General features: G+C 60.5%; 25 protein-coding genes. 17 read left to right on the forward strand and 8 right to left on the reverse strand.

What is annotated here, in order from left to right; genetic code table 11:
- Window positions 1–34: 34 nt before the first annotated feature.
- From M2368_RS00060 to M2368_RS00080, 5 genes are all read left to right on the forward strand, one after another.
- Window positions 35–1204, forward strand: coding sequence for an acetoin utilization protein AcuC (locus M2368_RS00060; protein WP_181148815.1), 1170 nt, complete (start codon window positions 35–37; stop codon window positions 1202–1204).
- Window positions 1205–1305: 101 nt separating this feature from the next.
- Entirely contained in the window at window positions 1306–1743 is a 438-nt protein-coding gene (locus M2368_RS00065) for an ArsR/SmtB family transcription factor (protein ID WP_332485934.1), read from the forward strand.
- Window positions 1744–1933: 190 nt separating this feature from the next.
- On the forward strand, window positions 1934–3277 hold the full coding sequence (gdhA, locus tag M2368_RS00070; RefSeq protein ID WP_105656957.1) for an NADP-specific glutamate dehydrogenase: 1344 nt from the start codon (window positions 1934–1936) through the stop codon (window positions 3275–3277).
- A 256-nt stretch (window positions 3278–3533) separates the two neighbouring features.
- On the forward strand, window positions 3534–3758 hold the full coding sequence (locus M2368_RS00075) for a helix-turn-helix domain-containing protein (RefSeq protein ID WP_013349804.1): 225 nt from the start codon (window positions 3534–3536) through the stop codon (window positions 3756–3758).
- Window positions 3759–3897: 139 nt separating this feature from the next.
- On the forward strand, window positions 3898–3996 hold the full coding sequence (locus M2368_RS00080) for a 30S ribosomal protein bS22 (protein ID WP_005504750.1): 99 nt from the start codon (window positions 3898–3900) through the stop codon (window positions 3994–3996).
- 102 nt (window positions 3997–4098) lie between these two features.
- On the opposite strand, the gene M2368_RS00085 is transcribed toward M2368_RS00080, so the two are convergent.
- On the reverse strand, window positions 4099–4905 hold the full coding sequence (locus M2368_RS00085) for an HAD family hydrolase (protein WP_105656956.1): 807 nt from the start codon (window positions 4903–4905) through the stop codon (window positions 4099–4101).
- 62 nt (window positions 4906–4967) lie between these two features.
- Here M2368_RS00085 and M2368_RS00090 point away from each other — a divergent pair, with 62 nt between their 5' ends.
- Entirely contained in the window at window positions 4968–5213 is a 246-nt protein-coding gene (locus M2368_RS00090; protein ID WP_332485935.1) for a glutaredoxin family protein, read from the forward strand.
- 27 nt (window positions 5214–5240) lie between these two features.
- The gene (locus M2368_RS00095; RefSeq protein WP_286134124.1) at window positions 5241–5915 is read left to right on the forward strand and encodes a redox-sensing transcriptional repressor Rex; all 675 of its coding nucleotides are present in this window, start codon (window positions 5241–5243) and stop codon (window positions 5913–5915) included.
- 106 nt (window positions 5916–6021) lie between these two features.
- Here the strand turns inward: M2368_RS00095 and M2368_RS00100 are convergent, their stop codons facing one another.
- Window positions 6022–6798 (reverse strand): AI-2E family transporter, encoded by a 777-nt coding sequence (locus M2368_RS00100; RefSeq protein ID WP_105656954.1) that lies wholly within the window; start codon window positions 6796–6798, stop codon window positions 6022–6024.
- Window positions 6799–6971: 173 nt separating this feature from the next.
- Between M2368_RS00100 and M2368_RS00105 the strand changes: the two genes are divergently transcribed.
- The 5 genes from M2368_RS00105 to ccsB are packed head-to-tail and all read left to right on the forward strand — an operon-like array spanning window position 6972 to window position 11713.
- Window positions 6972–7634 carry a histidine phosphatase family protein gene (locus M2368_RS00105; RefSeq protein ID WP_105656953.1) on the forward strand — a complete coding sequence of 221 codons (663 nt, stop codon included), beginning with the start codon at window positions 6972–6974 and terminating at the stop codon, window positions 7632–7634.
- A 36-nt stretch (window positions 7635–7670) separates the two neighbouring features.
- Window positions 7671–8264 carry a TlpA family protein disulfide reductase gene (locus M2368_RS00110; RefSeq protein WP_332485937.1) on the forward strand — a complete coding sequence of 198 codons (594 nt, stop codon included), beginning with the start codon at window positions 7671–7673 and terminating at the stop codon, window positions 8262–8264.
- 8 nt (window positions 8265–8272) lie between these two features.
- The gene (locus tag M2368_RS00115; RefSeq protein WP_105656951.1) at window positions 8273–9028 is read left to right on the forward strand and encodes a cytochrome c biogenesis CcdA family protein; all 756 of its coding nucleotides are present in this window, start codon (window positions 8273–8275) and stop codon (window positions 9026–9028) included.
- Entirely contained in the window at window positions 9028–10656 is a 1629-nt protein-coding gene (gene resB, locus M2368_RS00120; protein WP_133833583.1) for a cytochrome c biogenesis protein ResB, read from the forward strand. Before M2368_RS00115 ends, resB begins: the two co-directional genes overlap by 1 nt.
- The gene (gene ccsB, locus M2368_RS00125) at window positions 10649–11713 is read left to right on the forward strand and encodes a c-type cytochrome biogenesis protein CcsB (RefSeq protein WP_105656949.1); all 1065 of its coding nucleotides are present in this window, start codon (window positions 10649–10651) and stop codon (window positions 11711–11713) included. The genes resB and ccsB overlap by 8 nt, the downstream gene beginning before the upstream one ends.
- Before the next feature lie 266 nt (window positions 11714–11979).
- On the opposite strand, the gene M2368_RS00130 is transcribed toward ccsB, so the two are convergent.
- Window positions 11980–12423, reverse strand: coding sequence for a PLD nuclease N-terminal domain-containing protein (locus M2368_RS00130; protein ID WP_105656948.1), 444 nt, complete (start codon window positions 12421–12423; stop codon window positions 11980–11982).
- A gap of 53 nt (window positions 12424–12476) precedes the next feature.
- Between M2368_RS00130 and M2368_RS00135 the strand changes: the two genes are divergently transcribed.
- Window positions 12477–12767, forward strand: a complete 291-nt coding sequence (locus tag M2368_RS00135; RefSeq protein WP_105656947.1) for a DUF4229 domain-containing protein — start codon at window positions 12477–12479, stop codon at window positions 12765–12767.
- A 133-nt stretch (window positions 12768–12900) separates the two neighbouring features.
- On the opposite strand, the gene M2368_RS00140 is transcribed toward M2368_RS00135, so the two are convergent.
- The 3 genes from M2368_RS00140 to M2368_RS00150 all read right to left on the reverse strand — a co-directional run bounded on the left by M2368_RS00140 (window position 12901) and on the right by M2368_RS00150 (window position 15978).
- The gene (locus M2368_RS00140) at window positions 12901–13785 is read right to left on the reverse strand and encodes a 1,4-dihydroxy-2-naphthoate polyprenyltransferase (RefSeq protein WP_105656946.1); all 885 of its coding nucleotides are present in this window, start codon (window positions 13783–13785) and stop codon (window positions 12901–12903) included.
- Window positions 13786–13860: 75 nt separating this feature from the next.
- Window positions 13861–14988: an AMP-binding protein gene (locus tag M2368_RS00145; RefSeq protein ID WP_105656945.1), complete on the reverse strand. Its 1128-nt coding sequence runs from the start codon at window positions 14986–14988 to the stop codon at window positions 13861–13863.
- A gap of 27 nt (window positions 14989–15015) precedes the next feature.
- Window positions 15016–15978 (reverse strand): 1,4-dihydroxy-2-naphthoyl-CoA synthase, encoded by a 963-nt coding sequence (locus tag M2368_RS00150; RefSeq protein ID WP_402695857.1) that lies wholly within the window; start codon window positions 15976–15978, stop codon window positions 15016–15018.
- A gap of 185 nt (window positions 15979–16163) precedes the next feature.
- On the opposite strand from M2368_RS00150, the gene M2368_RS00155 reads away from it, so the two are divergent.
- On the forward strand, window positions 16164–17603 hold the full coding sequence (locus tag M2368_RS00155; RefSeq protein WP_105656944.1) for an amino acid permease: 1440 nt from the start codon (window positions 16164–16166) through the stop codon (window positions 17601–17603).
- Window positions 17604–17675: 72 nt separating this feature from the next.
- Here M2368_RS00155 and M2368_RS00160 read toward each other — a convergent pair whose 3' ends face one another.
- Window positions 17676–19103, reverse strand: coding sequence for an MFS transporter (locus M2368_RS00160; RefSeq protein ID WP_332728231.1), 1428 nt, complete (start codon window positions 19101–19103; stop codon window positions 17676–17678).
- 336 nt (window positions 19104–19439) lie between these two features.
- Here M2368_RS00160 and M2368_RS00165 point away from each other — a divergent pair, with 336 nt between their 5' ends.
- From M2368_RS00165 to M2368_RS00175, 3 genes are read left to right on the forward strand one after another with little or no spacing between them, the layout of a single operon-like run.
- The gene (locus M2368_RS00165) at window positions 19440–20663 is read left to right on the forward strand and encodes a thiolase family protein (protein WP_426733766.1); all 1224 of its coding nucleotides are present in this window, start codon (window positions 19440–19442) and stop codon (window positions 20661–20663) included.
- Window positions 20664–20665: 2 nt separating this feature from the next.
- On the forward strand, window positions 20666–21460 hold the full coding sequence (locus M2368_RS00170; protein WP_105656941.1) for an enoyl-CoA hydratase/isomerase family protein: 795 nt from the start codon (window positions 20666–20668) through the stop codon (window positions 21458–21460).
- 2 nt (window positions 21461–21462) lie between these two features.
- Entirely contained in the window at window positions 21463–22335 is an 873-nt protein-coding gene (locus tag M2368_RS00175; RefSeq protein WP_105656940.1) for a 3-hydroxyacyl-CoA dehydrogenase family protein, read from the forward strand.
- Window positions 22336–22394: 59 nt separating this feature from the next.
- Here the strand turns inward: M2368_RS00175 and M2368_RS00180 are convergent, their stop codons facing one another.
- Complete coding sequence (locus M2368_RS00180; RefSeq protein WP_498723892.1) at window positions 22395–23252, reverse strand: helix-turn-helix transcriptional regulator; 858 nt, start codon at window positions 23250–23252, stop codon at window positions 22395–22397.
- Window positions 23253–23372: the final 120 nt, after the last annotated feature.

Genomic DNA, 23372 nt, shown 5'->3' on the forward strand with positions numbered 1-23372 from the left:
CGTGTTAGATCCGCAGCATGCCCCACGGCCCACCATGGTGATGTGGGATGAAGAGTATCTGAAGTACAAATTCAGCGACTGGCATCCCATGCACCCTTCACGGCTAGAACTGACCTATCGACTCAGCGATGAGCTGGATATCTTCGATGCGCCGAACGTCACGATACAGGCTCCGGATATTGCCGACGATGCGGTCATCGGCTCCGTCCATGACCAGAGCTATATCGATCAGGTGCGGCGGGTGAGCCAGGATCCAACACTCGTTGCCGAAGAATTCGGCTTGGGCACCGAAGACGACCCGGTATTCGCCGGGATGCATGAAGCCGCCGGGCGCATTGTTGGCGGTTCGGTAGCAGCGGCCCAAGCCATCATGGACCAAGAGGTGGTCCGTGCGGTGAACTTCGCCGGCGGCATGCACCACGCCGCGAAAAGCAAGGCCAGCGGTTTCTGCATCTACAATGACGCTGCTGCCGCGATCCATCGCATGCTGGAACAGGGTGCCCAACGCGTGGTCTACATCGATGTGGACGCGCATCACGGGGATGGCACCGAGTCGATCTTCTGGGATGACGAACGCGTGCTGACCATTTCCATCCATGAATCCGGGCTGTCGCTGTTCCCCGGTACGGGATTCGCCAATGAAATTGGCGGCAAGAACGCCGAAGGCAGCGCAGTAAATGTTGCTCTGCCGGCAATGACCGGGGACTCCGGGTGGATGCGTGCCTTCCATGCGATCGTTCCGCAGCTGGTACGCGCCTTCAAGCCCGAAATCATCGTCTCCCAGCACGGTTGCGATGCGCACCGTGATGATGACATGACCAACTTGAAGCTGTCTGTTGATGCGCAACGCCAGGCGGCCCTGGACATATCCCAGTTGGCAGATGAGCTGTGCGAAGGCCGGTGGCTGGCTACCGGAGGCGGGGGATACAACGTCACCGCCGTCGTGCCGCGTACCTGGACCCATCTGACGGCGATTGTTGCCGGCAAGCCGGTGCCGTTGCGTACCTATGTTCCCGAGACCTTCCGCCGCTACGTTCTGGAAAGGTACGGCCGTGCCATGCCTTACCTCATGGGCGATGACGCCCAGCTGTGGTGGCGCAATTGGGAAGTCGGCTATGATCCGGCCGATCCGGTAGACCGAACCATCATTGCTACACGCAAGGAGATATTCCCGCTTTTCGGGCTCGATCCATGGTTCGACTAGCCTCGCATGGCTGCGGCCAACGGAGACAGAGGCGAGACCTCACAGCATTTTAGGCATGGAAATCGATTGCCAACCGTTCATATGCCGTTAGGGTTATGTGTGTGGCAATTGATGAAGTGTTTTCGGCGTTGGCTGAACCAACCCGACGAAAGATAATAGAAGCGCTCAAGAACGAGCCGAAAGCAGTGGGCACTCTGGTCACTGAACTGGAGATCTCGCAGCCGACTGTTTCCAAGCACTTGAAGGTGCTGCGCGAAGCTGAACTCGTGAGCATGGCCGCTGCCGGGCAGCGGCGCATCTACAGCATTGATACCTCAGCGCTGGAAGATCTCGTGCGCTGGTGCGCCGATTTGGTACCTGCCCAACTGGAGGGCCAGGAGCTGGCAACCACGCAGGCCGAAGCCGAGGGGCAGCTGGCAGCGGTATCGAATCCAACGGCTCAGCAGATCGGTCGGCGCGTTGGCCAAGGCCTGGAACAAGTTACTGGACGTGCGCAAGAGTTTTTCGAGAAACTTCCGCGGTTCGGGCGTCGGCGCTAGCTCTTGTCCAGTCTTCGGCGCTGCAACCGTGCAATATGGTCAATCTTTTAAGTTACGCGCGCAATCCTGTTTTATAACATGAAAATTTTGTTCAGAATGCCCAGCATGGCATTCTCGTGTGCGGGGCAGTGACGCCGGCAATGAGGCCCCTTGTGCGCCTGTGCCTGCCCCAAGTGATGAGGAGAAAAACTTGGATAAGCACTTAGCGACGATTCGCGACGAAGTCTTCCGCCGCAATCCCGGCGAAGCAGAATTCCACCAGGCCGTCACGGAAGTATTCGACAGCCTTGAAGCTGTATCGGTCAAGCATCCTGAATACGCCGAAGCCGCAATCCTGCAGCGTTTGTGCGAACCTGAACGCCAGATCATCTTCCGAGTGCCATGGGTTGACGACGAAGGCCGCGTGCAGATCAACCGCGGCTTCCGCGTTGAATTCAACTCGGCTCTGGGCCCATACAAGGGCGGTCTGCGTTTCCACCCATCGGTTTACCTTGGCATCGTCAAGTTCCTGGGCTTCGAACAGATCTTCAAGAACTCCCTGACCGGCATGCCCATCGGCGGCGGCAAGGGCGGCTCGGACTTCGACCCGCGCGGCAAGTCCGATGGCGAAGTCATGCGCTTCTGCCAGTCCTTCATGACTGAGCTCTACCGCCACATTGGCGAATACACCGACGTGCCAGCCGGCGATATCGGCGTTGGCGGCCGCGAAATCGGTTACCTCTTCGGCCAGTACAAGCGCATCACCAACCGCTACGAGTCCGGTGTGCTGACGGGCAAGGGCTTGAGCTGGGGCGGTTCCCTGGTTCGCCCGGAAGCCACCGGCTACGGCGCAGTGATCTTCACTGAAGAAATGCTCAAGACCCGCGGCCAGACTTTCGATGGCCAGCGCGTGGTCGTTTCCGGTTCGGGCAACGTGGCAATCCACGCCATCGAGAAGGCGCAGGCACTGGGAGCGAAGGTCGTTACGGCTTCCGACTCGGCCGGCTTCATCGTTGACGAGGGCGGCATCGACCTGGATCTGCTGCGTCAGATCAAGGAAGTTGAGCGCGGCCGCATCTCCGAGTATGCCGAACGCCGTGGCACCAAGAAGGTGAAGTACGTTGCCGGTGGCAGCGTCTGGGACGTTGCAGGCACCGTGGCGCTGCCCTGCGCAACCCAGAACGAATTGGGCGCTGAGGCCGCAAAGAAGATGGTTGCTGCTGGCACCATCGCAGTGGCCGAAGGCGCCAACATGCCTACTACCGCTGAAGCGACCTCGATCTTCCAGGATGCAGGGGTGCTCTTCGGCCCGGGCAAGGCAGCCAACGCTGGTGGTGTTGCTACCTCCGCTCTGGAGATGCAGCAGAACGCCAGCCGCGATGCATGGAGCTTCGAGCACACCGAGCGTCGCCTGACTGAGATCATGGTCGGCATCCACACCAGCTGTGCTGCTACTGCAGACGAGTACGGCATGCCGGGGAACTACGTCGCCGGCGCCAACATCGCGGGCTTCGTGAAGGTCGCAGACGCAATGCTCGCACAGGGCGTCATCTAATAATCTGCAGCGCTGCAATCCGCGTGAATTCATTGGGGACCCGGTGAAATCACGCGGATTGTCTCGTTCAGGCATCAAAAAATGTGATTCAGATGGTCACGTGTGTGTTTCGTGATGCAAAAGTTACAAAAGTGCGATTAGACTAGTACAAAGCGAACGTGAACCTGAACCGCCGATGTTGATCCAAAGTCGTGTAAGTTCATCTTCGCTAAATTAACGCGACGAATAAGAGATCAGCGTCAGGAGAATATCCCGCATGACGGATAAACAGAATTTTGCCGGAGCCCGTTTCATGACTGTGGCCGAAGTGGCCGACATGATGCGCGTTTCCAAAATGACCGTTTATCGGCTGATCCACGCCGGTGATTTGCCTGCTGTTCAGTTCGGTCGCTCCTATCGCGTTCCGGAAAACGCCGTGGAATCATATCTGAATGCCGCGGCCATTGATCCGCAGCACGGTACCGGTTCTTACGGTCGATAGTCCGCGCGATGGTCAGAGCATGACCGAAAAGCGGGTAATCTGTTAAGGAACGTTTAACGTCCGGTCAACCTTGTCCTTGGGCTCGCGCGCAAGCAGGCATTTGGGGTTGACGCATTTATTTAGTTTGTGAGGAACCACTATGGGCTCTGTTATCAAGAAGCGCCGCAAGCGTATGTCGAAGAAGAAGCACCGCAAATTGCTTCGTAAGACCCGCCACCAGCGTCGTAATAAGAAGTAAATCTACTTCTGAGCATTTGCCGCTTGGCAATCATCGCCACCGCTTCACAGTGAAACTGTTGAACGGTGGCGATTGCTTTATCCAAAGCCGCCCAGCGCCGGCCTAAGAGCCGGAACGGCGCAGAATGGACCGTCGCGCCGCCCAGAGCGCACCAAGCACTCCAGCGGCCTTCAGGCCTAGTTTGGCAGCTCGCTGGCCGGTGCGGAAATCGTAGACCTGCCAGCCGCGGCGCTTGGCGTAGGCGCGAAGCCGCGCATCGGGATTGATGCATACGGGGTGTCCCACAGCTTCAAGCAAGGGAACATCATTGTAGGAATCCGAGTATGCCCATGATTTCGACAGCGAGATGCCGCGAGCCTTCGCCAGGGTGCGCACCGCTTGCGCTTTTTCCGCAGCGTGCAGGATCGGGCTGGCCAGCGCTCCGGTGTAGAAACCGTCTTCGCTGGCCACTACAGTGCCCAATGCACCGGTAAGTTCGAGACGTTGCGAGATGACATTCGCCACTTCCAGGGGAGTGGCAGTGACTAGCCAGACTTCACGGCCCACCGTCCGATGCTGGCGAGCAATGGCTACCGTACCGGTCCATAGCTTGGGTTCGATGTATTCGTCATAGATCTCGTTGCCGATCTTCTCGATCTCGGACACCGGGATCCCTCGGACCATCATCAACGCACGGTCGCGAATCTGGTGAATGTCCCCTAGGTGCTCACCGCGCGCGGCGAAGCGCAACTGCTTGAGCGCGAACCAGAGGATTTCGCGGAATTGGAAGAAGCGGCGCTCATGCAGTTTCCGGGCCAGCAGATACAGCGATGCACCGCGCACAAGGGTGTTATCTACATCGAAGAAAGCGGCGACCGTGTCCGGAGCCAGGGCGGAATTCGGGCTGGGGTGATGATCGATGGAAGACATTTGATCCAGTTTATTTCATTGCCAAGTTTAAGGGCGGTTACGGCTCGTGAGATTATAGGCAGGTGAGTACTTTGAATCAGATCCAGCTGTTGGTTCGAGAAGGCTGCCACCTGTGCCAGGCCGCACGCGCAACCGTGGCCGAGGTGACTGGCCGGTTGAATATGGAGTTTTCCGAACTGGATATTGACCAGCACCCTGAATTGCTGGCCAAGCACCACGAGGAAGTGCCGGTTCTGCTGATCAACGGAGAAGTCCGCGACTTCTGGCACATCGACGCACAGCGTCTGGAACGACTACTGAGCAGCTAGCCGCTGCCGAATAAATGAAAATGCGTTGTGCTCTTCAAGAGCACCGAAAAGTGCGGGAGAACGAAGATGTCAGAGCTTGAAGCCCGGGTCCTGCCTGAGGCCACGCTGGCTCGACTGACCCAGTACTTGCGCGCGCTGAACGCCTTGGAAGCCCAGGGCCTGGAACGCACCAGTTCCGGGGTGCTGGCCAAGGAAGCTGGAGTGAACCCCTCCATCCTGCGCAAAGACCTTTCCTGGTTGGGTTCCTACGGAACCCGCGGGGTGGGCTACGTGGTCCGCGAACTGGCAGAACATATCAGCCGCACCCTCGGCCTGAACCAGGACTGGCGTGTGGCCATCCTCGGCGCCGGTAACCTGGGGCGCGCGCTCAGCGGATATGCAGGCTTCAGGACTCGTGGCTTCAACGTCAAGGCGATCCTGGATATCGACCCCGCACTGGTCGGCAGCCCGGTCGGCGAGCTGCACGTGGAAGCGATCGCGGACTTGGCCGCAGTGGTTGAACGCGAAGAAATCAACATCGCTGTTCTGGCAATTCCGGGCGATGCTGCGCAGGACCTGGTCTACGAACTGGCCGCGCTTTCGGTCCGCTCGGTGCTCTCGTTCGCACCGATGCCGCTTCGCGTACCCGCGGGCATGAACCTGCGGCGCGTTGATCTTTCCACTGAATTGCAGATCCTGGCATACCTCGCCGTTCAAGGCTGAAGCCGCGCAGACGAGAAAAGGCGTAGCCGCGTCATCCCTTGGGTGGATGGAGCGGCTACGCCTTTATTGTCCCTGCAGGGCCTCGCGAAGAGGCTCGGCCATGCGTTTAGCGGAAGCCGGCCAGGCGAGCCTGGCGGCGCTGCGCAATGTATTGCGAAGAAGGGCGCAACCAGGCGAAGACCACGCCTGCAATGCCCAACAAGATGCCCACAACGTAGACAGCGTTGATAATTCCGGCTTGAGTGTCAGCGAACATGCTGATCATTGGAACGATAGTCACCAGATTCAGCAGTGAAAGCGCACCGAGGATCGTGGCGATAATTCGCATGGCGCCCACGCCGCGGCCAACGAAGAAGCCCACCAGGAAATACAGGGCCAAGGTGATGATCATGGAGATAATCACGAAGGTCGACATCATGGAATTGACCTGGGCCATGAAGGCCTCAGGGCTTGCCATCATCTGTTCAACCAGTGGATCCTGCTCCATGCCCGGGGTGCTCTGCATCTGGTTCTGGAACTCTTCTTGCACCAGCGACCACTGCTGGCCAATCATGTTGGCCATCATGTTGGAGTTGGTCATCAGCCAGCTGGCGAGGGCACTGAAGATGCCCGCGAGCATGATCAAGCCAAAGGCGATAGCCAAGGTCCGTGGCCGCTCGGTCGGCGGCTGCACGCCGGCGTAACCTCCCTGCTGGGCATACTGGTCGTAGCCCGGTGCCTGCGGTTGCCCGTAAGGATTCGGATTCTGGCCGTACGGGTTCTGGCCGTACGGCGAGGGCTGCTGGCCGTAGGGGTTTTCGCCGTACGGGTTCTGCGATGAACCCTGGCCGGAAGGGCCCGGGTTGTAGGGCTGGCCCGGCTGGTTAGGATCGTTGTCGCTCATGATGCGTCCTTCTGGTCGAACTGTCTTATTGACTAAGCGTAGTGGCAGTCGATTGTGAGCAACCCCTCCGAAAGGATGGTTTTTCCATATGGGATTCCAATGCGTGTCCTGTGAATAGTTGACGGTGGCCACAATATGGCTAATTTGCACCGAATATTTGAGACACTGGAGGCATGCCTTTATCGACCGTCCATTTGTTGCGCCACGGGGAAGTTTTCAACCCTGACCGTATGCTCTACGGCAGGATCCCCGGCTTCGGGCTCTCGGAACTCGGATTCCAGATGGCCGATGGGGCAGGAGAATATTTTGCCAAGCGCCAAGCAGAAGGCGGCAACGTGGTGCGTCTGGTGGCCTCACCGCTCCTGCGAGCCCAGCAGACAGCCGCGCCGACCTCCAATGCTCTGGATCTGCAGGTCCACACCGACGAGCGGGTTATCGAAGCCGGCAACAAGCTGGAAGGGCTGTCCAAGGTTGCGGAGCACCTGCGTCAGCCGAAGTACTGGCCGCTGCTGGTCAACCCGCTGAAGCCTTCATGGGGCGAACCATATGCCCAGCAGGTTGCTCGCATGCGCCTGGCCATGGATGAGCACCGCAAGGCCGCCCTCGCCGAGCACGGCGAAGGAGCGGAAGTCATTATCGTCAGCCACCAGCTGCCGATCTGGGTTACGCGCCGCGCCGCCGAGAAGAAGCCGCTGTGGCACGATCCGCGCCAGCGCGAGTGCACCCTGGCTTCCATCACCAGCTTTGATTTTGAGGGAGACGAATTGGTCTCCGTGCGTTACACCGAACCGTGCCCCGAGCTGCTTGCCGGCGCGGCGAATATCCCTGGAGCCTAAAGCAAAATGACAGATCCTGTGCCTAATCCTCGCCACTTGAGCCGCCGCACCATGTTGCGTTCGCTCATGGTTGCCGCCGCCGTGGTGCCCTTGGCTGCCTGCAGCGGCAAGGAAGATGCGCTGACCGCGCAAGCAAACAGCGGCGACGGCAAGAACTACATCGCTGGCGACGGCGCCGTGGAAGAGTACGAAGTTTCCAAGCGCAGCGAACCGGTTGCCCTCAAGGCCACCACCTACCATGGCACCGATATCGACTTCACGCAGTGGCAGGGCAAGCCCGTAGTCATGAACTTCTGGTATGCCGCCTGCGCTCCGTGCCGCATCGAGGCACCGGATCTGAAGGAAATCGCTGAAGGCTTCGGCGAGAAAGTCGAATTCATTGGCGTCAACGTACGCGATGAAGCCGAAGCGGCGAAGGCCTTCGAGCGCACTTTCGAGATTCCCTATGAGTCGGTACAGGATACCTCCGGGGACATCCAGCTGGCGATGACCAAGTACGTCCCGTTGCAAGCGGTTCCATCCACCTTGGTGCTGGACCGCCAGGGCCGTGTCCGTGCCCGCGTGATCGGTGCCGTAGAGCCTGGCACCCTGAAGTCATTGATCGACTCCGCTCTGACCGAAGAGTTGTGAGCTGATCAGTGACCACTAATCCCTTTGCCGACATCGTCCTGGACGGGTCGTTGCTGCTGGCTGCCCCAGTAGCACTGCTGGCCGGGCTGGTCTCCTTCCTTTCGCCTTGCGTCCTGCCGCTGGTGCCGGGCTACCTCGGTTACGTCACCGGGTTGACTGGTGCGGATCTGAAGGAGCACCGGCGCGGCCGCGTGGTCTCCGGCGTACTGCTCTTTGTCCTGGGATTCTCCGTGGTCTTCATCGCAGCGGGCGTGCTTTTCAGCCAGGCCTCCGCGTGGCTCAGGTTCAACGGCTCCTGGGTCACCCAGGCATTGGGCCTGGTCGTGGTCTTCATGGGCATCGTGTTCATGGGCGGCTTCTCCTGGATGCAGCGTGACCGCAAGATCCACAGGAAACCGCCTGCAGGCCTGTGGGGTGCCCCGGTTCTGGGGCTGACCTTCGGCCTGGGGTGGGCACCGTGCATCGGCCCCACCTTGAGTGCGGTACTGATCATGTCCACCGGTGTGGACGCGAACGTAGGGCGTGGAACGCTCCTGACTGTGTTCTATTGCCTCGGATTGGGTTTGCCCTTCATCCTGATTGCAATGGGGTTGCAGCGCGGCATGCAGGCGCTGGCGTTCTTCCGCAAGCACCAGGTTTTCATCATGCGTTTGGGCGGGGTACTACTCATTGCCTTGGGACTGGTCATGGTGACCGGTCTGTGGGGAACATGGGTAGCAGAACTGCAAAACTGGTTTGCCAATGAAGTGAGGTTGCCAATTTAATGGCGAAACAACAACGGAATTCCAAGGGAACTGGCGACGCGCCTGCTCTGGGATTCATGGGTTCCATGCGTTGGATCTGGACCCAGCTGACATCGATGCCAACAGCCTTGTTCTTGCTGTTGCTGCTCGCCGTCGCTGCGGTACCGGGATCGATCTTCCCGCAACGCGACGCCAACCCCGAATCTGTAGCCCAGTACCTGGAACAGCACACCACCGCTGGTCCATGGCTGGATCGCTTCCAGATGTTCGAAGTGTATTCATCGGTGTGGTTCTCCGCGATCTACATCTTGCTGTTCGTCTCGCTGATTGGCTGCATCATCCCGCGTGTGAAGAAGCACGCCAAAGCCTTGCGCACCCCGCCGCCGAGGACCCCGGTGCGCCTGGAACGACTTCCCCAGTACAGCTCGCATGAAATTCTGGAAGGCGAGACGGATACGCCCGATGACCAGCAGGTCATCGAGGATTCGTTCAGGATCCTGAAGAAGCGCGGCTACCGTGTCGAGCGCCGCGAGGATGCCACCGGGGCCTCGGTTGCCGCAGAGCGCGGGTATACCCGCGAAATCGGCAACCTGCTCTTCCACATCTCGCTGATGGGCGTACTGGCTTCGGCCGCGATCGGCGGAGCCCTGGGCTACACCGGGCAGCGCGTGGTTGTCGAGGGGGAGACCTTCGTGAATTCGCTGGTGGCCTACGACTCCTTCACCCCGGGCACCGGCTTCAATGCCGATAATTTGCCGCCCTTTGCTGTGACGCTGGACAAATTCGACATCATCTTCGACCGCGAATCCGAATCGCATTTCGGACAGCCGCTGGACTTCACCGCCCACGTCAAGGTGCGCGAATCGCCCGATGCCGAGCCAGTGAAGCAGGAGCTGAAGGTCAACCATCCGCTGCGGATCAGCGGCGGTGACGTGTACCTGGTCGGCAATGGCTACGCCCCGGTGATCACCGTCAAGGATGGCAACGGCAATGTCTCCTATTCCGGCCCGGCGGTTTCCATTCCGCAGGATTCGGTCTACACCTCGATGTTCGTGCTGAAGGTTCCGGACGCCGAGCCATCGCAGCTGGGCTTCCAGGGCTTCTTGCTGCCAACCGCACTGGTGGATGAGAACGGCTTCGGCATCTCGGGCGATCCCAACGCCATCAACCCCCAGCTGCACCTGAACTCGTACTTCGGGGATCTGGGCCTTGACGACGGCAACCCGCAAAACGTGTTCGTGCTGGACACGGAGAAGATGGAACCGCTGAACAGCCGTGATTTGGATGCCGGCGGCATCATCCTCGAAGCGGGGCAGACCTACGAGCTGCCCGACGGCAAGGGCTCGATTACCTTTGACGACCTCAAGCGCTTCGTTGCATTGGACATCAATCATGACCCGGGCAAGCTGCCAATCGGCATTTTCTCAGGTCTGGCGCTGATCGGCCTTGCGGTCTCGCTGTTCACCCCGCGTCGCCGCGTCTGGGTGAAGCTGAAACAAGAAAACGGCAAGCGTAGTATCGAGTACGCACTGCTGGCACGTGGCGAGGATCCGCGTCTGGAACGCGAAGCTGCAGAACTACAGAAGATCTTTGACAAGGCTTGGCCATTGGCAAGCCAGGAGCAGAACCAAGGAGCAGTAAATGGATAACGCTGGGGCATTAGCGCCAATCAATGAAACGCTGGGTGAATACAGCCAGTTGTTCATGCTGCTGGCCGCCATGGTCTACGGAGTGGTCTTCATCATTTTCGCCTTGGACCTGGCAAAGACCAACAAGTCCATCAGCGAAATGGATTCCGAAGCGCTCAAGCGCGACGAGGAACTGCTGGTTAGCGCCGGCGGCGCCGTGGGCACCAAGCCCCGTTCGCGCCGGGGTGCCGCTGTGCGTGCCGACAACGTCGGCGAGCATATCGTGACCGACAAGATGGAGTACACGCAGTTGTCGGCCAAGCGCCCCACGGCTCGCATTGCCGTGGTGCTGATGTGGCTGGCCGCTGCCCTGCACGGCGGTGCCGTGGTTTCCCGTGCGATAGCCGCGCACCGAGTGCCCTGGGGCAACATGTACGAGTTCCTGTCCACCGGTGCATTCCTGGTGGCTCTGGTCTTCTTGCTGGTGCTGATCTTCAAGGACCTGCGCTTCATGGGATCCTTCATCTCCGGCCTGGTCACCTTGATGCTGTGCGGTGCCACCATCGGCTTCCCGACACCGGTTGGCCACCTCGTTCCTGCCCTGCAGTCGCCATGGATCGTCATTCACGTCTCCATCGCCGTCCTGGCGTCGGCACTGTTCGCCATCAGCTTCGCCATGAATGTGCTGCAGCTGGTACAGCATGCTCGCATGAACCGGCTGGCCGCTGGCCAGGACGACAAGCTGCCCTTCATGCGCGTGGTGCCAGGTGCCGGCGCATTGGAGAACTTCGCCTACCGCATCAACACCATTGGCTTCGTGATGTGGACCTTCACTGTCATCGCTGGTGCGATCTGGGCTGAGGCCGCTTGGAGCCGCTACTGGGGCTGGGATCCAAAGGAAGTCTGGTCCTTCGTGATCTGGGTTGTCTACGCAGGCTACCTGCACGCCCGTGCCACCGGTGGCTGGACGGGCCCACGCTCGGCCTGGTTGTCGATCATCGGCTTCCTGTGCGTGGTCTTCAACTTCACCATCGTGAATATCTTCTTCGACGGTCTGCACTCCTACGCCGGAGTCTAGTTCCTAAGAATCCAGCACTGCGAGCGGTTTCCCTTTAGCGGGGAGGCCGCTCGCAGTACTTTAAGCGTTCGTTGCAGGCCCTGGTACTCAAGTGCAGGGGCACAGACCGGCGCCTGCCCCCGTCCGCCCCTCCAGCGCCCGTAGAGGAAGCCCCGCGTCCCTGGCCGCCTGCAAGAGTGCCCGAAGTTTCCACGAGGCATGAAAAAGCCCAGCGGCGCTGGTACGCGTGCTGGGCTGGTTGCCGGGATCCCGGCAGTACTAGGGGGTTATTCGGTTTCAGACGAAGAGCTGTCGGTGCCTTCTGGCTTGTTCTTGCGTTCTGCACCTGGCTTCGGTTCCTTGGCCTCAGGCTTGGCTGGTTTCTCGCCATCGGCCTTCTGCACGTCTTCACGTTTAGTGAGGTCTTGCTCACGCGCTTTCGAGTCGGCTTCACGCTGTTGCTGGCGGCGCCAGACCTCCAGCTGGCGCAGGAAATCCTCATCGTCGTCCGGAGCCATGGACTTCTGCGCAGGGGTGCCATTTGACGCAACAGGGCGACCTAGGAGGAACCACAAACCGGCTCCGATTAGCGGAAGGAGGATGACGACCGCAATCCACGCAGGCTTAGGCAATGAACGAATGCTGCGGCGCTCTGCACGAGCGCATTCGATCAGGGTATAAATCGTCAAAGCAACCGAAACCACTGCGGCGAAAATCAATAAGCGGACCATGCTTCCATTCTAGTGATAATCCTGTTCACAGGTTCACCGGTAGAATTGAGACTATGCAGTTTGTGAAATATACCGTTATCCGCCTAGGCATATTCCTAGCCGTTTTCTTGGGCCTCTGGTTAGGTATGAAGTGGCCAATCTTCGTTTCCGGAATCATTGGCCTGGTCGTGGCCTTCGCGGTGGCCTACCTTTTCTTCAATAAACTTCGGCTAAAGGCGAACGAAGATATCCGCAACGCTTTCAGCAAGACCTCGGCAAACAAGACCAGGATGCAGCTAGCTGATGAAGCCGTTGAGGATGAATTCGACGAATCACAGCGCAAGCAGACCCCTGGCGCCGAGTAAATTTCCCCACGCAGGTTCACCTCGAACTGCATAGCCAGCCATTCACGCATGGCCGGCAGAACAATTAACGAGATGGGCTGGCCGGATCAATTGATCCGGCCAGCCCATCTCGTTTTTCCTTCTGCAGCGGTGGCTAGGCCAAAACCTCGATGGCGATAGCCAAGGAGAAGAGCACCGCATATACGACATTGACCATGCCGGTCTGCTTGAGCACCAGCACCAGCTTTGGCAGCTGCTGCTCGCGAAGCATCAGCAGCGATGGAGCCACTGCAGGAACGAAGGTGAGCAGGATCAGCCACATCCACGGGAAGGCGCTGGTGGCCAGCAAGGGGAGCAGGATGGCTACCGTCAGCATCAGCACGTAGCTCAAGCGGGCATTGTGTTCGCCAAGGCGCACAGCCAAGGTAATCTTTCCCACCTCTTTATCGGTAGGAATGTCTCGCACGTTATTGGCCATCAGCAGGGCGCAGCCAATCAGGCCGGTGCCGATGGCACCCCACAGCGAAGCCATGGTCAGCTGGTTGATCTGGGTGAAGGTGGTACCCAAGGTGGCGACCAAGCCGAAGAAGATGAAAACGTAAATATCGCCCAAGCCACGGTAGCCGTAGGGGTTCTTGCCGCCGGTGTAGCCCCAAGCGGCGAAGATCGCGGCGACGCCTACCAGCAGCAGCGGCCACGAGGAAGAAATGATGACCAGGACCAGACCGAAGATGGCGGCTAGCCCGAAGCAGCCGAAAGCGGCATTGCGCACGTTCTTCGGCTCGGTGAGCTTGGAACCGGTCAGGCGCAGCGGGCCGACGCGTTCGTCATCGGTGCCTCGGATGCCGTCCGAGTAGTCGTTGGAGTAGTTCACTCCGACCTGGAGCAGCAGGCCCACCAGCAGAGCCAAGACGAAACGGAACCAATGAACGGTTCCAGTTTCGCCCAGCGCGGCTGCGGTACCGATGACAACCGGGGCAATGACGATAGGCAAGGTGCGCAAACGCGCCCCAGAAACCCACTGGGAAAGTGTGGCCACTTTCTGTCCTTTCAGGGCAAGCGGAAACTCGTACCCTCTAGTTTCCCGCGATTAGGCGTGCAAGGCGAATCGAGACTAGTCGCGAACGCCTAGTTCTTCGATGACCAGTTGTCGATTGAACTTGCCATTAGGCAGCTGCGGCAAGCCAAGAGGGTAGTGGCGCACGTGCTTGGGCACCGCTTCCTTGCCCAAGGTCCGGCGCACCGCTTCGAAGGCATCGGCGGTATTGGTCGGGCCCGCATAGGCCAGGCCAACGCTGTGGCCCCATTGCGGATCGGGCACCGGGACCACGATTGCCTGCGTGAAGAATTCTTCCAGCAGCCCTTCAATCTTCGATGCCGAAAGCTTGATGCCCCCGGTATTGATCACATCATCGATGCGTCCAATGATCTTCAAGCGCTGTTTTTCAACGGTGCCCAGGTCATCGGTGACGTACCAGCGGACACCATCGCGTTCAATGAAGTGCTCGGCGGTGGCTTCGGGGGAGTTGGCGTATCCGTCGGCGAGCATGGGGCCGGCGACCCAGATGCGCCCCTCATGCGCTGCCAGCTGCACGCCGGGAAGGGCCGTGCCGTTGTAGACCAGGCCGCCGGAAGTTTCCGAGGACCCATAGGTCTGGAAAATCTTCAGCCCATGGTGTCGGGCGCTGACCAGCAGGTCCTTGCTGGCTCGCGCGCCGCCCAAGAGGATGGCGTCGAAACGCTTCAGCGCCTGCAAGGTTTCCGGCGCCGGGTTATCCAGCAGCCGGGCAAGCTGGGTTGGAACCAGCGAGGTGATCCGGCGGGAGTCGATCATTTGATTGGCGGCTTCGGTGAATGCCGTGGCCGAGAAGCTGCCCTCGGTGTCCATCACCACGGGCTTGGTGCCGGCGAACAATGAACGCGTCAGCACGCTCAGTCCCGCGACATAGTGCACCGGCAAGGCCAGCAGCCACTGGCCTTCGAAGCCGAGGAACTCGGCCGTGGCCTGCGCACTGGATGCCAACGCCGAAACGCTGAGCACCGTGCGCTTGGCCCGGCCGGTGGAACCGGAAGTCCGCACCACTGCCATGGGCTGCTCGAAACCTGGCAGGTCCTGTGGTGCCAAGTACTCGATGCGCCAGCCGTTGGGGTTGCTCTCATCGAGCAATACCTCAACGGCCGGCCCCCCGTCATTGGCCGCCGTGGCCAAGGCTGCGAGCAGTTCAGAGAGTTGTCTGTCCATATCCGGTCCTCGTTCCGTCGCGGAAGATTAGAAGTAGTAAGGGTAGTTGGACCAATCCGGGTCGCGCTTGCCCAGGAACGCGTCGCGTCCTTCTACTGCCTCATCAGTCATGTACGCCATGCGGGTGGCTTCGCCAGCGAAGACCTGCTGGCCGGCCAAGCCGTCATCGGCCAAGTTGAAAGCGAACTTCAGCATGCGGATGGCCTGCGGGGACTGGCGGGCGATGTCGGCTGCGTACTCCAGGGCCACCTCTTCGAGGCGTTCGTGCTCTACCGACTCGTTGACGGCGCCCATGCGGACCATGTCATCGGCCGAGTACTCGCGGGCAAGGAAGAAGATTTCGCGGGCGGTCTTCTGCCCGACCTGGCGGGCGAGCAATGCCGAACCGTATCCGGCATCGAAGGAACCGACGGTAGCGTCGGTCTGCTTGAACTTGCCGTTCTGCTTCGAGGCAATGGTCAGATCCGAGACCACGTGCAGCGAATGGCCGCCACCGGCAGCCCAGCCGTTGACGACGCAGAGGACAACCTTGGGCATGGTGCGCATCAGGCGCTGGACTTCCAGGATGTGCAGGCGCCCGGCACGCGCCGGGTCGATGGATTCGCGGGTCTCGCCTTCGGCATAGCGGTAGCCGTCACGGCCACGGATGCGCTGGTCGCCGCCGGAGCAGAATGCGTGTCCGCCGTCCTTTTCCGAGGGGCCATTGCCGGTCAGCAGGACAGTGGCCACGTCGCTGGTCATGCGGGCATGATCCATGGCGCGGAACAGCTCGTCCACGGTGTGCGGGCGGAAGGCGTTGCGCACCTCGGGGCGGTCGAAAGCGATGCGCACGGTCGGAAGGTCGCGCACGATGCTTCCATCGTCGGCTCGCTGGACCTGGCGATGGTAAGTGATGTCGGTGAAGTCGAATCCCTCGACCACGCGCCAGCGCGTTGGATCGAAGACATCGGAGACCTTCTCGGGCAATGCGGAATTATTCAGGCTACTCACCCTATGAATGCTAGTCGGTTTCGTCCGGAACTCTAAGAAAGGAGGAGTAGACTTTTCACGGCCCGACTCGCGGTTGCGCGTGGAATCCCCGCCCGTACGACTTGGACCATCCAGTGAATCACCGGATTCATTTCACGATTTTTGCACGGATTCATTGAACGCGTCCGTAGGTCAGGAGTTCATCTATGCCATCTGGTCAGCATCGCCCGGCAACCCCGGAAATCAGTGCCGAGGGCTACAAGAAATCCCTGAGCCGCCGCCACGTCCAGATGATCGCGATCGGCGGAGCCATCGGTGTGGGCCTGTTCATGGGCTCCGGCGGGCGCCTGGCCTCGACCGGTCCGGCGCTGGTGCTGTCCTATCTGGTAGCTGGCGCATTGGCCTACCTGCTGATGCGGGCACTGGGCGAACTGATCATGTACCGCCAGACTTCCGGTTCCTTCGTCTCGTATGCGGCTGAGCTCTTCGGCCCCAAGGGCGCCTTCATCTCCGGATGGATGTACGTGCTGAATTGGATCATGACCGGCATTGCCGAGCTGATCGCCATCGGCCTGTACTTCCAGTATTTCTTCCCGAATGTTCCGGTAACCGTTTCCGCGTTCTGCGCGTTGCTGCTGCTGGTGGCCATCAACCTCTTCAGCGCCAAGGCTTTCGCAGAATTCGAGTTCTGGGCAGCTTGCATCAAGGTGACCGCGATCGTCCTGTTCCTGGCCGTGGGGACATACATGGTGGTGACCAACGCACAGGTGGGAGACCACACCGCGTCGGTGGCCAACCTCTTCATCGGCGATGAGAACGGCGAGGGCGGAATGTTCCCCCGTGGTTTCTTCGTCAGCATCCTGGTCCTGAACTCGGTGATCTTCGCCTATAACGCCATTGAACTGGTGGGCATTGCCGCCGGCGAGATGGAGAACCCGGAAAAGGAAGTTCCATCGGCAATCCGTGCGGTGGTTGTTCGCATCCTGGTCTTCTACGTAGGCAGCGTCTCCCTGCTGGCCATGGTGCTGCCATGGAACGAATACGAATCCGGGGTCAGCCCGTTTGTCACGGTCTTCGAGAAGATGGGCCTGGGCTGGGTTGGCAGCGCGATGAACCTGGTGGTGATTACCGCTGCGCTGTCCTCGTGCAACTCGGGCCTGTATTCCATCGGCCGCATCCTGCGCACCATGAGCGGCAATGGGCATGCTCCGCAGTGGCTCGCGAAGATGAACAAGCACTTTGTTCCCTCGACCGGCATTATCACCGTGGGCGTGGTCTATCTTGCCGGCGTCATCCTGAACATCTGGCTCGGAGATTCCTTCGCCTTCGACCTTGCCTTGAATACCGCATCCATCGGCGTGCTGTTCACCTGGGCCTCGATTTTCGGATGCCAGCTCATGCTGCGCAAGAAAAAGGGCTCTGTTTCCTCGCTGCCCATGCCCGGGTCGCCCATTACCGGTTGGGTCGGATTGATTTCCTTGCTGGTTATCACCGTCCTGATTTCTTTCGATACCTTGACCGGGGAAAACGGCGAGGTCTTCCCGGTGGGGCTGTACACGATCGCCACAATTCCGGTGTTCGCCTTGCTGTTGTGGGGCGGATGGCATTTTGCTCGCAAGCACGCCCGGCCGGGCATTGATTTCTAGGCCGTCAGCGATTATGCGCCAGCCGCTAAAGGGAGCAGTTCAACTGATGCGCCCCCTTGGCGGCTGGATGGCTCAGGACGTTCGGTTTTCATCGCGCTGCACCGCAGCGAGGATGCCGGTGTCCAAGGCATCGGGAATCGCGGTGCCGCGCAGCGAAGCGCCGGCGGTCTCCGGCATGAACTTGATGGCGATCGCACCAATCACGCACGCTGCCATCATGTAGATGGCCGGGAAGAGCAGGAAACCGGTGGCATTGATGGCCGCTTCATTGACCATCGCGGCGGTGCCGCCGAAGACCGCCGTAGCGATGTTGTAGGTAATCGCGAATCCTGCGAAGCGCACCTGCGAAGGGAACATCGCCGGGAACGTCGCGGTAATCGTGGCCAACTGCGGAATGTAGAGCAGACCCAGCACGGCGAAGCCGACAATGGCCCAGGCGAAGGACTTGCCCATCAGCCAGAACATCGGTACTGCCAAGACGAACAGGCCAATGACTGAGGCGTACCACATTGGCTTGCGTCCGACCTTGTCCGAAAGCGAGCCCGCAAATGGAATTACGGCCATCATGGCCACCTCGCCGATCAGGATGGTGGCCAGCGAAGCGTTGGGGTCCAGCCCCAACTGGGTTTCCAGGTACGTCGGCATGTAGCTGAGCAACGTGTAGTTCACGACGTTCAGCGCAATGACCAGTCCGGTCATGGTCAGCATGGGGCGCCAGTAGGTGAACACCAGTTCCTTGAGCGACCCGCCCTGCTGGGCTTCGCCGGATTCTTCCATCTCCTGGAAGACCGGCGTGTCCTCCAATCTGCTACGCAGGTACAGGCCGATCAGGCCCATGGGCAAAGCGAGGAAGAATGGGATGCGCCAGCCGTAAGCCATCATGGCTTCCTCGCTGAGCACCACCTGCAGGCCCAGCATCACGGCGGTGCCGAGGGCGAAACCGCCCAAGGTGCCGAATTCCAAGAAGGAACCGAAGAAGCCGCGTTTGCGATCCGGCGCATACTCGGCCATGAAGGTTGCCGCGCCGCCGTACTCGCCACCGGTGGAGAAGCCCTGGATCATGCGCAGCAGAACCAGCAGGATTGGCGCGGCGACGCCAATGGCTTCGAAGGTTGGCAGGATGCCGATGAGGAAGGTGGCCAGCGACATCATGATGATGGTCAAGGCCAGGATCTTCTTGCGCCCCAGCTTGTCGCCCAGCGGGCCCCAGACCAGGCCGCCAATCGGGCGGACCAGAAAGGAGAGGGCGAAGGTGGCCAAGGCCATGAAGGTGCCGCCCTCGGTGGGGAAGAAGTGGGCGGTGATGTAGGTGACGGCCACGGCATAGACACCGTAGTCGAACCACTCGGTCATGTTGCCCATGGCAGATGCCGCAGTGGCCTTGCGAACTTCTTGCCGGCCTTCTTGCGTGTTCATGTCCGGCCCGATGTCATGGTCCAGGTCGGGAGCGAAATTATGTGCATTCGAGTTGTCGTTTGGCTGGCTATGTTCCGGTTGCATTGCTGCTCCGTTGTTTTCAGCTTTCCGTCGACCGATCGCCCTAAGGCCAGATAGGAATTCATCGCCTTGGCCGCGGTCCACGATCCGGGAGTTCCCCGGAGTCGGTTAAATACCAGAGGCTATTCGAATCAATTTCTAAAATCAACCACTGACATGGAATTGATTGCCCGCAATTGCGGACAGAACGGGGGTTGGCCCGTGGCCCGGCCATGTGGTCCCGGCGGCCTGGAAATGCTCAATTGTGAAAATCCGGCGACCCGCGACTTTATTATTGAACGAATGGTCGGTAAGTTTAGGTGTTGAGGGTCACTAATCATTTTGGCATAAGGAGCACAGATGACCGAGGCATTTCTCGTAGGTGGAGCACGCACGCCGGTAGGCCGTTATGGAGGTGCGCTCAGTGCTGTGCGCCCCGATGACCTGGCCGCGCTGACTATTCGCCGAGTCATTGAAGACGCGGGCATCGATCCGGCCGACGTTGACGAAGTCATCTACGGAAACGCCAACGGCGCGGGCGAAGAGAACCGCAATGTTGCCCGCATGGCTGCGCTGCTGGCCGGCCTGCCCGTGACCGTCCCGGGCATCACGGTCAACCGCCTCTGCGCCTCGGGCATGAGCGCCATCACTATGGCCAGCCACATGATCAAGGCCGGCGCCGCGGACATCGTGATCGCCGGCGGCACCGAATCCATGTCGCGGGCACCTTGGGTCATGGAAAAGCCTTCCAAGGCCTTCGCCAAGCCGGGAGCAACCTTCGACACCTCCATCGGCTGGCGCTTCACCAACCCGCAATTCCTCTCCGGCCAGTACTCGCGCGATGGCAAAGCCACCTTCTCGATGCCGGAAACCGCCGAGGAAGTCGCCCGCGTCTACAACATCTCGCGTGAGGATTGCGACCAGTTCGCCGTCGAATCCCACGCCAAGGCCATTGCCGCCATCGAGGCCGGGCATTTCCGCGATGAAATCGTTCCGGTCACTGTCAAGGGACGCAAGGCAGAGAGCATCGTGGACACCGACGAGGGGCCACGGCCAGGGACCACCATGGATGTGCTTTCCGCCCTGCGCCCAGTAGTCAAGGGAGGAAGCGTCGTCACTGCTGGCAATGCGTCGACGCTGAACGACGGAGCGTCGGCAATCCTCGTGGTCTCCGAACGGGCCATCAAGAAGTACGGACTGGCGCCGCGCGCCCGAATCGTCGACGGGCAGGCCGCGGGCCTGGAACCAGAAATCATGGGCATGGGACCGGTCCCGGCGACCCGCAAGGTACTTGAACGCGCGGGACTGGGCATTGACCAGATCGGTGTCATGGAAATCAATGAAGCCTTCGCCAGCCAGTCCCTGGCCAGCATGCGCGAGCTGGGGGTCGATGCAGGAATCGTCAACCGCGACGGCGGCGCCATCTCGCTGGGCCACCCGCTGGGTTCCAGCGGTTCCCGCATTGTCATCACCCTGCTGGGCCGCATGGAACGGGAGCTGGCTTCCGAGCAGCGCAAGCTGGGCATTGCCACCATGTGCGTTGGCGTGGGCCAAGGCACCGCGATCTTGCTGGAAGGCGTCTAGAAGTGGGCGATTTGAACAGCGGGTTCACCACCCTCAAGCTGGCGGAAACCGATGACCGCCTCTGGGTGCGCCTGCACCGCCCAGCGGTCCGCAATGCCATTGACCAGGCCATGGTCGACGAGCTGCACACCATCTGCGATTATCTGGAGAAGAATCCCAAGATCCTGATTATGGCTGGCACCCCCGCAGAGGCAGCGAGCGAAGCGAATCCCAAGGGGCGCAAGGGCATCTTCGCTTCCGGAGCCGATATTTCCCAGTTGCGCGAACGCCGCCGGGATGACGCGCTCGCCGGGATCAACTCGGGCATCTTCGACAGGATCGCCAAGTTGCCGATGCCGGTGGTTGCGGCATTGGACGGCTTCGCCCTGGGCGGGGGCGCTGAACTGGCCTACGCCGCGGACTTCCGCATCGGCACCCCCGAGCTGCGCATGGGCAACCCGGAAACGAATCTGGGCATCATGGCCGCCGCAGGCGCCACCTGGCGGCTGAAGGAACTGGTCGGCGAGCCGCTGGCCAAGGAAATCCTGCTGGCTGGCAAGGTGCTCACCGGCGAGCAATGCCTGGCCGCCAACCTGGTGACCGAACTGCATCCGGCTGCCGAGCTGGATGCCGCCGCCGATGCCCTGGCAGATCGCATAGCAGCCCAGGATCCGCTGGCGGTGCGCATCACCAAGTCCGTCTTCCATGCTCCGCGCGAAGTCCATCCGGTGATCGATACCTTGGCCCAGGGCATGCTTTTCGAGTCCCAAGCCAAGTTCGACCGCATGCAAGCATTCCTAGATCGAAAGAAGAAGTAACCATGAGTGCACAAACCAGCTTCACCACCGGTGCGTTGCCGCAGCAGATGGGCGTGCTCGGCGGCGGACGCATGGGTGCAGGCATCGCCCACGCCTTCTTGACCAGCGGCAGCGCCGTTCTCGTTGTTGAACGCGACGACGAGGCTGCGCAGGCGGCCTATGAGCGCGTGGCCGGATCCGTGGACAAGTCCATTGCCCGTGGCCAGATCAGCGAAAGCCGCGAAGAGCTTTTGGCCCGCTTCTCCACCAGCACCGACTACGAGCAGTTCGCCAGCGCGCAGCTGGTGGTTGAAGCCGTTCCGGAAATCTGGGATCTGAAGGTTTCTTCCCTGCAGGCCGTGGAGCAGGCGCTGAACGCCGAGGCGGTGCTCGCTTCGAACACCTCGTCGCTGTCGGTCAGCGGCTTGGCCAAGGAATTGCAGCGTCCCGCGAACTTCCTGGGCTTGCACTTCTTCAACCCGGTTCCCGCCTCCACCCTGATCGAGGTCGTGATCGGCAAGCAGACCGATAAGACCCTGGTGGACGCATCGCGCGGATGGGTTCAAGCACTGGGCAAGACCGCAGTGGTGGTCAATGACGCTCCCGGGTTCGCTTCTTCCCGCTTGGGCGTGGCTATCGCTCTGGAAGCCATGCGCATGGTCGAGGACGGCGTAGCCAGTGCCGAAGACATCGATAACGCGATGGTCCTGGGATACAAGCACCCTACCGGCCCGCTGAAGACCACCGACATTGTCGGTTTGGATGTGCGCCTGGGCATTGCCCAGTACCTGCACGAGACTCTGGGGGAGCGTTTCGCTCCGCCGCAGATCCTCAAGGACCTGGTGGCCCAGGGCAAGCTCGGACGAAAGACCGGCCAGGGCTTCTACAGCTGGTAAACGGCTGAAGCCAGTTGCGACGCCCGTAGCCCGGGTCCCGGGGTCCCCGGAATGGCCATCTAGGGGATCAGGCCCCGGCTGCGAGCGCGCAACACCACATCAAAGCGACTCGTGGCACCCAGCTTTCGCACGGCTGAGGCCAGATAGCTTTTGACGGTGCTTTCGGCTAATCCCAGATGCGTCGCAATCAAGGCGTTGCGCTTGCCCAGCGCCAGATGGGAAAGCACATCCAGCTCACGCGGCGAAAGGTTCGAGGGGCCGTCGATTGCCTGCGGCGCTGGCCCCTGCCCTGGGCGCAGCATCGTGCTGGCCGTGCTGAGCCGTGCGGCGAGCTCCGGATCCTGCACCATCCGCGCAATATCGCGCAGCTCGGTGTAGAGCGCATTGAAATCTTCTTGGCTCAATGCCATCTCCGAGGGGTGCGCGGCCTGCGGTTCGTAGGCACTGAGCACCGCCATGCGCCTCTGGGTCTCTTCATGGACCGATAGTTCCCAAGCGAGCCGGCGGGCCTCTGCTGCGGCGGCGGACAGCATTCCATCGGTCAGCTGCCGGCGGTTTCGCAGTCCGGCATAGATCAGCGCACGCACCTGGTCGTCAACCACGACCGGTACTGCCAGCAAGGCCAGTATTCCCTCGCCGCCAATTTCCCGGTCATAGCTGTGAATGATTTCCGGGGTCTCATGGTACGAATCCGTGGCAGCCAATTGACGCCGCGATAGCGCCAAGCCGCCTAGGCCCTCACCGGGCTTGACCACCAGGCCACGCAGCGAACCGGTGCGGGTTCCTGCGAAACAAGTCAGCTTCGTACCCGTGGACCGGGCGAAACCGCCAAAGGCAACTGGCAGGCCGGTGCGTGCCGCCAAAGTATTGAGCGTGCGGTCCAAAAGGGCTATTTCGTGCGAAGAATCAGTGGTCACCGGCTACCTCCTTTAGATGGTAGTGATCCGACTCACCATCAATTTAGGATACCCACTAAAGGCAAGTGATCGGCATCACTTACCTGGATTGAACTGAACGCTGACACGATGGAGTATCCG

This window comes from Arthrobacter sp. JUb119 (assembly GCF_024807995.1).
In the GTDB taxonomy this organism is placed as follows: Bacteria; Actinomycetota; Actinomycetes; order Actinomycetales; family Micrococcaceae; genus Glutamicibacter.

Excerpts from the sequence above, each read along its gene's own strand:
- M2368_RS00085 (WP_105656956.1), bottom strand. The coding sequence starts at position 4,905 with ATGTCTTCCATCGATCATCACCCCAGCCCGAATTCCGCCCTGGCTCCG.
- ccsB (WP_105656949.1), top strand. The coding sequence starts at position 10,649 with ATGGATAACGCTGGGGCATTAGCGCCAATCAATGAAACGCTGGGTGAA.
- M2368_RS00175 (WP_105656940.1), top strand. The coding sequence starts at position 21,463 with ATGAGTGCACAAACCAGCTTCACCACCGGTGCGTTGCCGCAGCAGATG.
- M2368_RS00100 (WP_105656954.1), bottom strand. The coding sequence starts at position 6,798 with ATGAGCGACAACGATCCTAACCAGCCGGGCCAGCCCTACAACCCGGGC.
- resB (WP_133833583.1), top strand. The coding sequence starts at position 9,028 with ATGGCGAAACAACAACGGAATTCCAAGGGAACTGGCGACGCGCCTGCT.
- M2368_RS00135 (WP_105656947.1), top strand. The coding sequence starts at position 12,477 with ATGCAGTTTGTGAAATATACCGTTATCCGCCTAGGCATATTCCTAGCC.
- M2368_RS00165 (WP_426733766.1), top strand. The coding sequence starts at position 19,440 with ATGACCGAGGCATTTCTCGTAGGTGGAGCACGCACGCCGGTAGGCCGT.
- M2368_RS00075 (WP_013349804.1), top strand. The coding sequence starts at position 3,534 with ATGACGGATAAACAGAATTTTGCCGGAGCCCGTTTCATGACTGTGGCC.
- M2368_RS00155 (WP_105656944.1), top strand. The coding sequence starts at position 16,164 with ATGCCATCTGGTCAGCATCGCCCGGCAACCCCGGAAATCAGTGCCGAG.
- M2368_RS00160 (WP_332728231.1), bottom strand. The coding sequence starts at position 19,103 with ATGCAACCGGAACATAGCCAGCCAAACGACAACTCGAATGCACATAAT.
- M2368_RS00105 (WP_105656953.1), top strand. The coding sequence starts at position 6,972 with ATGCCTTTATCGACCGTCCATTTGTTGCGCCACGGGGAAGTTTTCAAC.
- M2368_RS00060 (WP_181148815.1), top strand. The coding sequence starts at position 35 with ATGGTGATGTGGGATGAAGAGTATCTGAAGTACAAATTCAGCGACTGG.
- M2368_RS00130 (WP_105656948.1), bottom strand. The coding sequence starts at position 12,423 with ATGGTCCGCTTATTGATTTTCGCCGCAGTGGTTTCGGTTGCTTTGACG.
- M2368_RS00080 (WP_005504750.1), top strand. The coding sequence starts at position 3,898 with ATGGGCTCTGTTATCAAGAAGCGCCGCAAGCGTATGTCGAAGAAGAAG.
- M2368_RS00145 (WP_105656945.1), bottom strand. The coding sequence starts at position 14,988 with ATGGACAGACAACTCTCTGAACTGCTCGCAGCCTTGGCCACGGCGGCC.